Origin of the sequence: Fluviibacterium sp. S390 (assembly GCF_049800695.1) — a bacterium.
Classification (GTDB): Bacteria; Pseudomonadota; Alphaproteobacteria; order Rhodobacterales; family Rhodobacteraceae; genus Meridianimarinicoccus.
In genome coordinates, this window is sequence record NZ_JBNAFN010000029.1 from 37407 (window position 1) to 43990 (window position 6584).

At 60.6% G+C, this 6584-nt stretch carries 6 protein-coding genes and 1 pseudogene; 6 read left to right on the forward strand and 1 reads right to left on the reverse strand.

The annotated features are described in order from the left end of the window. The first annotated feature begins 3 nt into the window (after window positions 1-3). From ACP15K_RS18225 to xylB, 5 genes are read left to right on the forward strand one after another with little or no spacing between them, the layout of a single operon-like run. A complete protein-coding gene (locus ACP15K_RS18225) occupies window positions 4-1056 on the forward strand; it encodes an NAD(P)-dependent alcohol dehydrogenase (RefSeq protein ID WP_193140895.1) in 1053 nt (350 codons plus the stop codon). 11 nt (window positions 1057-1067) lie between these two features. Continuing rightward, window positions 1068-2129, forward strand: a complete 1062-nt coding sequence (locus ACP15K_RS18230; protein ID WP_424991203.1) for an ABC transporter ATP-binding protein — start codon at window positions 1068-1070, stop codon at window positions 2127-2129. 41 nt (window positions 2130-2170) lie between these two features. Continuing rightward, complete coding sequence (locus ACP15K_RS18235; RefSeq protein WP_424991204.1) at window positions 2171-2872, forward strand: HAD family hydrolase; 702 nt, start codon at window positions 2171-2173, stop codon at window positions 2870-2872. Then, entirely contained in the window at window positions 2869-4341 is a 1473-nt protein-coding gene (locus ACP15K_RS18240) for a mannitol dehydrogenase family protein (RefSeq protein WP_424991205.1), read from the forward strand. The genes ACP15K_RS18235 and ACP15K_RS18240 overlap by 4 nt, the downstream gene beginning before the upstream one ends. After that, entirely contained in the window at window positions 4342-5793 is a 1452-nt protein-coding gene (xylB, locus tag ACP15K_RS18245; RefSeq protein ID WP_193140899.1) for a xylulokinase, read from the forward strand. 63 nt (window positions 5794-5856) lie between these two features. Here xylB and ACP15K_RS18250 read toward each other — a convergent pair. After that, window positions 5857-6185: pseudogene (locus ACP15K_RS18250) on the reverse strand (integrase core domain-containing protein); the annotation flags it as partial. Between the two features lie 163 nt (window positions 6186-6348). Here ACP15K_RS18250 and ACP15K_RS18255 point away from each other — a divergent pair. Next, window positions 6349-6584: transposase (locus tag ACP15K_RS18255; RefSeq protein WP_424990003.1), on the forward strand; the 236-nt coding region annotated here is incomplete at its 3' end.

A 6584-nucleotide genomic window follows, 5' to 3' on the forward strand; every position in this document is an offset into this window, starting at 1 on the left:
GGCATGAAATCGCTTGTTCTTGAGAAGAAAGACGAAATCAACCTGCGGGACTTCCCCGCCATTGACCGGGTCGAAGAAACGCTGGGGCCGCGCGATGTCCGCATCAAGCTGCACACCGTCGGCATTTGCGGATCGGACGTCCACTACTACACGCACGGGCGTATCGGGCCGTTTGTGGTGAACGAACCGATGATCCTGGGACACGAGGCCTCGGGCACCGTGATCGAGGTCGGTGCGGAGGTGCAGACACTGAAGACGGGCGACCGTGTCTGCATGGAACCTGGGATTCCCGATCCCAACAGCCGGGCGACGCAACTGGGCATGTACAACATCGATCCGGCGGTGCGTTTCTGGGCAACACCGCCCGTGCACGGCATCCTGCGTCCGACCTGCGTGCACCCAGAGGCCTTCACCTTCCTCCTGCCTGACAACGTCAGCTTCGCCGAAGCCGCAATGGTCGAGCCGCTGGCGGTCGGGGTCCATGCTGCCACCAAGGCACGGGTAAAGCCTGGCGACAATGCGGTTGTCATGGGAGCGGGGCCCATCGGGTTGGTGACAGCACTGGCGGCCTTGGCCGCGGGCTGCGCGCGGGTCTACGTGACCGACCTGTCTGAGAAGAAGCTCGAGATTGCGGGATCGCTCAGCGCGGCCATCACCCCTGTGAACGTCAAATCCGAAAGCGTTGTCGATGTCGTCAAACGCGACACGGACGGGTGGGGTGTGGACCTCGTCTTCGAGGCCACCGGATCGCCGCATGCCGCCAAGACCGTGTTCGAACCGCTGTGTCCTGGCGGCTGCGTCGTCATGATCGGCGGCCAGCCGGATCCTATCCAGTACGATGCAGGCGCAGCCATGGTGCGCGAGGCGCGAGTCGAGAACATCTTCCGGTACGCCCACGTATTTCCGCGCTGCGTCGGCATGCTCAGCTCGGGCGCCATCGACGTCAAACCGCTCATCACCAGAACATTCGAGTTTTCGGACAGCGTAAACGCGTTCGAGATCGCCGCCTCCGCCCCTCCGGCGGATGTGAAGATGCAAATCGTACTTCCGCAATAGGGGACCGCGACATGGCCAACGTCACAATAAAAGACGTCTTCAAACGCTACGGCAACGTGCAGGTCATGCATGGTGTCAGCGTCGACATCGAAGACGGCGAATTCGTCGTCCTGGTCGGTCCCTCGGGTTGCGGCAAGTCCACGCTTCTCAGGATGCTTGCGGGCCTGGAAGAGATCAACGATGGAACGATCTCCATTGGCGAGCGCGTGGTAAACGGCATTCCGCCCAAGGAGCGGGACATCGCCATGGTGTTCCAGAGCTATGCCCTTTATCCGCACAAGACGGTGTACGACAATATCGGCTTCCCGTTAAAGATGGCGAAGCGACCGCAGTCCGAGATCGACGAAAAGGTCACCAAGGCGGCCGATATCCTCGATCTGACCAAGTACCTCAAGCGCTATCCCAAGGAACTTTCTGGGGGCCAGCGCCAGCGCGTGGCCATGGGCCGTGCCATCGTGCGGGATCCGCAAGTGTTCCTGTTCGACGAACCGCTGTCGAACCTTGATGCCAAGCTGCGCGTCACCATGCGCGTCGAAATCAAAGAGCTGCACCAGCGCCTTGGAACCACTATCGTCTATGTGACCCACGACCAGATCGAAGCCATGACCATGGCCGACAAGATCGTCGTCATGCGTGATGGACGTGTGGAACAGATCGGCTCGCCGCTGGATCTTTATGACAATCCCGACAACACCTTTGTCGCCAGCTTCATCGGCTCGCCGTCGATGAATTTCGTGCACGGCAAGATCGCGTCCGACGGCGACCGCCGGGTTTTCGTATCCGAAAGCGGGCTTTCCCTGCCGCTGCCAGAGACGGCCGCCCGCGAAGGGCAGGACGTGACCTATGGCATTCGCCCCGAGCACATTCAGATCGGAGATGAGGGTGTACCGATGGAAGTGGTTGTGGTCGAACCGACCGGGTCGGAGACCCAGATTTTCGCGCGGTCCGGCAAGGACCTGATCGACGCCCTGGTCAAGGACCGCATCAACGCGCGCCCCGGATCGAAATTGGGTTTCATCATCAACCCGGATGACGTGCATCTGTTCGACCGGGAAACCGAGCGACGCCTTTGAATATCCTTCGTCCTGAGACTCCATGGAAGAGGGAACGTCCAATGCACAGAAAACGGGCTGTCATATTTGATCTCGATGGTTGCCTCGTTGACAGCGAACCGTTGTCACTCGAGGCAATCGCCATCGAAATGCGCGCGCTCGGGATTCGGGACGCAAGCGCACGCGAGATTGGCGACCGGTTCCTCGGAGTCGCGATGCCTGTCATCGCTGACTTTGTTGCAAAGCGGCTTGAAGGCCCCGTCCCCGAGGATTTCGCCCAACGGGTTGAGAACAGATTGCTTGCGTCATACGAGAGCAAACTGTTCACAATCCCCGGCGCCGAAACGCTGCTGTCCGGCCTCCAACAGCAAGGCACCGCAATGGCGATTGCGACCGGAGGGTCACTGCGGCGCATGGTGGCCACGCTTGAATTGGCGGGTCTCGATCACTGGTTCACGGACACGGCATGCAGCGCGGAAGAGGTCGCGAACGGAAAGCCCGCGCCAGACCTGTTCTTGCTGGCACTGGACCGGCTTGACCTGAATGCCGCCGACTGTCTGGTCCTGGAGGATTCTCCGCATGGCATCCGTGGGGCGCGTGCAGCGGGCATTCCGGCCATCGGCTTTGTTGGTGGGCAACATCTTGATGGAAAACGGGATCAGCATACTGCCCTGCTGCGCGAGGCTGGTGCAATCGAGGTCTATGAACACCTCGCGGCAGTCGAACGGTTCATCCAATCATACACGGAAGACGTGACAAAATGATCGCCCTTTCGAACGAAACGCTTGGAAGCGTGCCAAAAGCCATCGAAAAGCCCGGCTACGACCGGAGCAAACTGACGGCTGGAATTGTCCACATCGGCTTGGGCAATTTTCACAGGGCGCACCAATCCTGGTATCTGCACCGCCTGATGCAAAGCGGTCTGGCGCAGGACTGGGCAATTGTCGGAGCGGGTGTGCGCCCGTATGACAACCTAATGCGCGCCAAACTGACGGCGCAGGACTGTCTGACCACGCTGATCGAACTGGATCCATCGGGGATCTCAGGCGAGGTCGTGGGGTCGATGATCGGCTATGTTCCGATCGAAGACGGCAACGGCCCGTTGATCGAACAGATGGCGGAGGCCAATATCCGCATCGTCTCACTCACTGTGACCGAAGGCGGGTATTACATCGATCCTGTTACAAAGGGCTTCGATGAGACGCATGACGACGTCCGGCACGACGCGGCCAACCCCGGCACCCCACGGACGGCTTTCGGAGCCATTGTCGCGGCGCTGAAACTGCGCCGGGACCAGGGGATCGGTCCCTTTACCGTACAAAGCTGCGATAATCTGCAAGGCAACGGCGCCATCCTGCGCCAGACAGTGGTATCGCTCGCACGGTTGAGCGACCCGGACCTGGCCCACTGGATTGACGGCAATTGTGCGTTTCCCAATTCAATGGTCGACTGCATCGTTCCGGCCACCGGGTCCAAGGAAATCGCGTTGGTCCGCGAGATGGGGATCGACGACGCCGCCCCGGTAACGCATGAGAACTTCCGGCAATGGGTGATCGAGGACGATTTTTGTGCCGGGCGCCCGGACTGGGCGAAGGCAGGCGCGCAGTTTTCGGACAATGTGCATGGGTACGAGGCGCAGAAGATCCGCATCCTGAACGCTGGACACCAGGTAATCGCCAACGTGGCCGAGGTTCTGGGAATCGAAACCGTCTCTCAGGCCATGCAGCACCCGCAGGTCGCGGCTCTTTTCCGAAAGGTCGAAATGGAAGAGATCGTGCCACATGTCACGCCGGTTCCGGGGATGACGCCGGCGGCTTATGTGGACCTTGTCGAAACGCGCTTCTCCAATCCCCGGATCATCGATACCATCCGTCGTATAGCTTTCGACGGATCCTCACGGCACACCGGCATGGTCCTGCCTACGGTCCGCGACGCGCTTGCCGCCGACGCTCCGCTGGACGGTCTGGCACTGGTCGAGGCGGCCTGGGCCCGCATGTGCGAAGGCACACGCGACGATGGTTCCGAGATATCGCCGAACGACCCGTTCTGGGATCAGTTGAACGCCGCTGCGAAGGAAGCCAAATCATCACCGGCAGCCTGGTTGGCACAACGGAATCTCTACGGTGACCTCGCCGATGACCCGCGCTTCGCGGGGTCATTTGCCCGCTGGCTGAACCTTATCTACCGTGACGGCATGGAAGCCGCGCTGAAAATTCACCTGAAGGGCGCCTGAATGACCTTTCTTGGCATTGATCTTGGAACCTCCGGCCTGCGCGCGTTGCTTGTGGACGGTGATGGAACACCCATCGGTGCGACCGAGCGGCACTACGAAGCCGTCCATCGACACCCCGGCTGGTCCGAGCAGGACCCGGCCGACTGGATCGCGGCGCTGGAGGCCGCGATCGACGAGATGCGCGGCACATATCCCGCTTTCGCGGATCTGCGTGGCATTGGCGTGGCAGGACATATGCACGGCGCGACCCTGCTGGATTCATCCGGCGATGTCCTGAGGCCTTGCATCCTGTGGAACGATAGCCGCTCGCATGCAGAAGCCGCCCGCCTTGATGCCAGCGAAGGCGTGCGCGCGCTTTCGGGAAACATCGTCTTTCCCGGCTTTACCGCGCCCAAGTTGGAATGGGTCCGTAAAAACGAACCAGAAGTATTCTCAAAAGTCGCGAAAGTGCTGCTTCCCGCAGCTTATCTGAACTACTACCTCACCGGCGATTACGTTGCGGACATGTCCGATAGCGCGGGCACGTCCTGGCTGGATGTTGGCGGGCGGACCTGGTCTGGACGTCTGCTCGAAGCCAGTCACATGCACATCGATCAGATGCCGCGTCTGGTCGAAGGGTCGGAGGCTGCCGGAGATCTTCGGGACCGGTTGGCCAAAAAATGGGGCCTCGGCGGACCGGTGACGGTCGCAGGAGGAGCGGGCGACAATGCCGCCGCCGCCTGTGGCATCGGTGCATTGGACGAAGGCCAGGGCTTCGCTTCGCTCGGCACTTCGGGCGTTTTGCTTGCCGCCCGTGACGGTTACCGGCCAGCTCCCGAAACTGCGGTACACACCTTCTGCCACGCGTTGCCGGGACGTTGGTACCAGATGGGGGTCATGTTGTCGGCAACCGACAGTCTCAATTGGCTGGCCCGGATCGTCGGCAAGAAACCTTCGGAATTGACAAGCGCGCTTGGGGACTCCCTCTTGCCGCCGTCTTCCACGCGGTTCCTGCCATACCTGTCAGGGGAGCGAACGCCACACAACGATGCAGAGATCCGGGGCGGCTTTACCGGGCTTTCAACATGCACCACGCGCGAGGAGTTGACCCGTGCCGTACTCGAAGGTGTGGCCTTCGGATTGCGCGACAGTTTTGACGCGCTGAAGGCGACGGACGCAAAGCTGGAAAGCCTCATCGCGATCGGTGGGGGTAGCGCGTCACGATATTGGCTTCGAATGATCTCCACTGTCCTTGACGTCCCGCTTCAACTGCCGGCCTCAGGTGAATTTGGAGCTGCACTTGGGGCGGCGCGATTGGGCATGATTGCAGCTTCAGGCGAGGCGCCGGAAAGTATCATCACGTCACCCGAGATACGTGACGAAATTCTCCCGGACAGGAGCCGGAGCGCCGCGTTCGAGGATGCATATGCGGGGTTTCGTGCGGCCTATCCGGGGCTCAAGGCGATTCAGTAAGCCCGTGGCGACAGCACTGCTCCCCAAGCTTGGACCGCCGGAAGCTGGACTTTTCCGACTCTTTCACGATGACGGGCTGGTGGCGCCATCGGGATAATGCATGGCGATCGGGACGTTATATCCGATCGCACTGTGGGGTCTGTCCTCGTTGTCGTGCCTACGCCAATCTTCCAGCTTGTCGCGGGCATCCGCAAGGCTCATGAAGTTGCCATTGATGCGTCATTGGTTGAGCAACAATGGCGACGCGCGTTCAGGCATTCGGCCCGGAGCTTGCTGTTGAAGGCTTCGATGAACCCGTTGTCGGTCGGTTTTCCCGGCCGTGAGAAGTCCAGCGTGACGTCGTGCACATTGGCCCAGAGATCGAGGTCGCGAGAGATGAACTCGCTGCCTTTTTAAACTCTCATGGTGTTCGGGTCTGCAGGGCTGGATGTCAACGGAACGGGCGGCAGTGCCGGCATTGAGGCTGAGACCTTTTCAAGCAGCGGTGGAGTAGGCTCAGGACCCATTGATTTCCGGCGATCAGCGTGATTCACCGTTCGAAAAACGAGCGGTGACATGTCTGATCTCTTCTGGCTTAGCGACGCGCAGATGGCGCGGCTTGCGCCTTTCTTTCCCAAGTCTCACGGCAAGCCCCGCGTCGATGATCGGCGCGTGTTGAGCGGAATTATCTTCATCAACCGCAATGGCTTACGTTGGCGGGATGCGCCCGCCGCATACGGTCCGCACAAGACCTTGTACAACCGCTGGAAGCGGTGGAGTGACAAAGGTGTTTTCGCGAGGATGATGGCTGG